This is a genomic window from Bifidobacterium pullorum subsp. saeculare (assembly GCF_016899725.1).
In the GTDB taxonomy this organism is placed as follows: domain Bacteria; phylum Actinomycetota; class Actinomycetes; order Actinomycetales; family Bifidobacteriaceae; genus Bifidobacterium; species Bifidobacterium pullorum_C.
The window spans coordinates 1-2,105 of the sequence record NZ_JACLYU010000049.1 but is presented as its reverse complement, the minus strand read 5'-3'; the positions used below and the strand labels follow the sequence as shown (position 1 = coordinate 2,105).

Here is a 2,105-nt window from a genome sequence, read left to right as displayed (position 1 = left end):
ATGACCAGATAACCAAACCCCAAAGCAGCGGGCCGACCCCAGGATGCCCAAACCAGGGAAAACCCGCTGCACAAACTACGGAAAACAACATGACTATTCTGCCAACACGAACTTGACAAAAGACAAGAGTGCGGGGTGTTGGAAGAGTGCGGGGTGTTGGAAGAGCGCTGGGCGTTGGGAGAGCGCGGGGCGCTGGGGCACGGAGCATTGGGGGAGTCGGCGTGTCGCGATGGATTTGACAGAGTGGTACACAGGTGTATCATCATGAGTGTTGGTACACGGCTGTACCACAAGAGCCATAAGGACAACCCAACAACCGCAACAACAACCAACAACAATGGATGGAGCAGCCGGAAGCCAGCCGACACCGATACGTCGACGGCCCATGGTCGCGCAATCAAAGGAGAGACACATGCGCAACGCGAAGAAGCTCATCGCGGCAACCGCCGCACTGGCCACGCTCACCAGCCTGGCCGCCTGCGGCTCCGACAGCGAGGGCGGCGACAGCGCGGCCTACCAGGGCGACGCCAACAAGGCGGAGCTGGTATTCTGGGGCTGGGATTCCGGCAACACCATGAAGGACCTCATCGCCGACTTCGAGAAGGCGAACCCCGGCATCACCGTGAAGTTCAACAACACCGGCACCGCCAACGACACCTCCACCGCCCTGACCAACGCCATCGCCGCCGGCAAGGGCGCCCCGGACGTCGTGATGCTCGAGGATCCGACCGTCACGCAGTTCGCCGTGACCGAAGGCCTCATCGACCTGACGCAGTACGGCGCCGCCGACCTCAAGGACGACTACGCCGCCGGCCCCTGGAACAAGCTCCAGTACAACGGCAAGCCCTATGCCCTGCCGATCGACTCCGGCCCGGAGGTCTTCTTCTACAACAAGGCCGTGTTCGACAAGGCCGGCGTGGACGGCGAGGCCATCAAGACCTGGGACGATTACTACGAGGCCGCCAAGAAAGTGCGCGCCATCGGCTCCTACATGACCAACCTGGCCGGCTCCACCAACGACTACCAGCCCTTCACCGCCCAGGCCTGGCAGGCCGGCGCCCAGCCGTGGAAGGTCGATGGCGAGAACATCACCATCAACATGACCAAAGACGAAGGCATGAAGCGGTACATCGACTTCCAGCAGAAGCTCATCGACGAGGACCTGGTGGACACGAAGACCCAGAACTGGTCCGACGACTGGAACCATGAGCTCAACGACGGCACCCTTGCCTCCCTGACCATCGGCGCCTGGATGCCGATCAACCTGATGAACGGCGCCCCCGACCAGGCCGGTAATTGGCGCGTCGCCCAGCTGCCGCAGTGGAAGGAAGGCGAGGAGGTCTCCGCCGAGGACGGTGGCTCCGCGCTCGCGATCACCGCGCAGTCCAAGCAGCAGGCCGCCGCCTACAAGTTCGTCGAGTACCTGACTCACGGCGAGGGCGCGGACACGATGGCGGACACCGGCACCTTCCCCTCGCTCAAGCGCCTGCTGACCTCCGATTCCTTCACCGATCCGAACAAGGAGTCCAACAAGAAGACCAACGACTTCTTCGGTGGTCAGAACGTGAACGAGGTGCTCGCCGAGGCCGCCCAGCGCCCGGTGACCGAGTTCCAGTACCTGCCGTACAACCCGTTCGCCCAGTCCGCCTACGGTGACTACATCTCCAAGGCGTACGCCACCAAGGAGCAGACCCTCGAGCAAGCGATGGAGAACTACGGCAAGGCCCTCGCCGAGCACGGCGAGCAGCAGGGCTACACCGTCACGCTGAAGTGATCTGACCGCATGACGACCGGGCCGGCGGACCCTTCCCTCCATCCTGCCGCCGGCCCGTTCCCCTCCCCCTCCGTGCGCCCGCGGCGCCCGGAGGTGGGGTTTGGATGGAGTCAGACAGAGAGGCCCGGCAAAGGAGCAGTGATGAAGGACCAGAAGAGGGAGCCGATGGCGGCGGTGCCGTCCGCGGCGGGTGCGGCGGCGGTCCGTGTGAATAGGCGTCGGCGTGATTGGCGTGGTTGGAAGTTCATGTGGCCGTTTTCGGTGGTGTTCGTGTTTGTGTTCATCATTCCGATTGTGTATGCCATTTATATTTCGTTCTTCCAGAAGAAGA

The 2,105-nt window shown here is 62.9% G+C and carries 1 protein-coding gene and 1 pseudogene; both read left to right on the top strand.

The genetic code is table 11. The features are described from left to right. Window positions 1–412: 412 nt before the first annotated feature. Window positions 413–1,774, top strand: a complete 1,362-nt coding sequence (locus H7U32_RS09310; protein ID WP_204469787.1) for an ABC transporter substrate-binding protein — start codon at window positions 413–415, stop codon at window positions 1,772–1,774. Between the two features lie 141 nt (window positions 1,775–1,915). After that, window positions 1,916–2,105, top strand: a pseudogene (locus H7U32_RS09305) (carbohydrate ABC transporter permease); the annotation flags it as partial.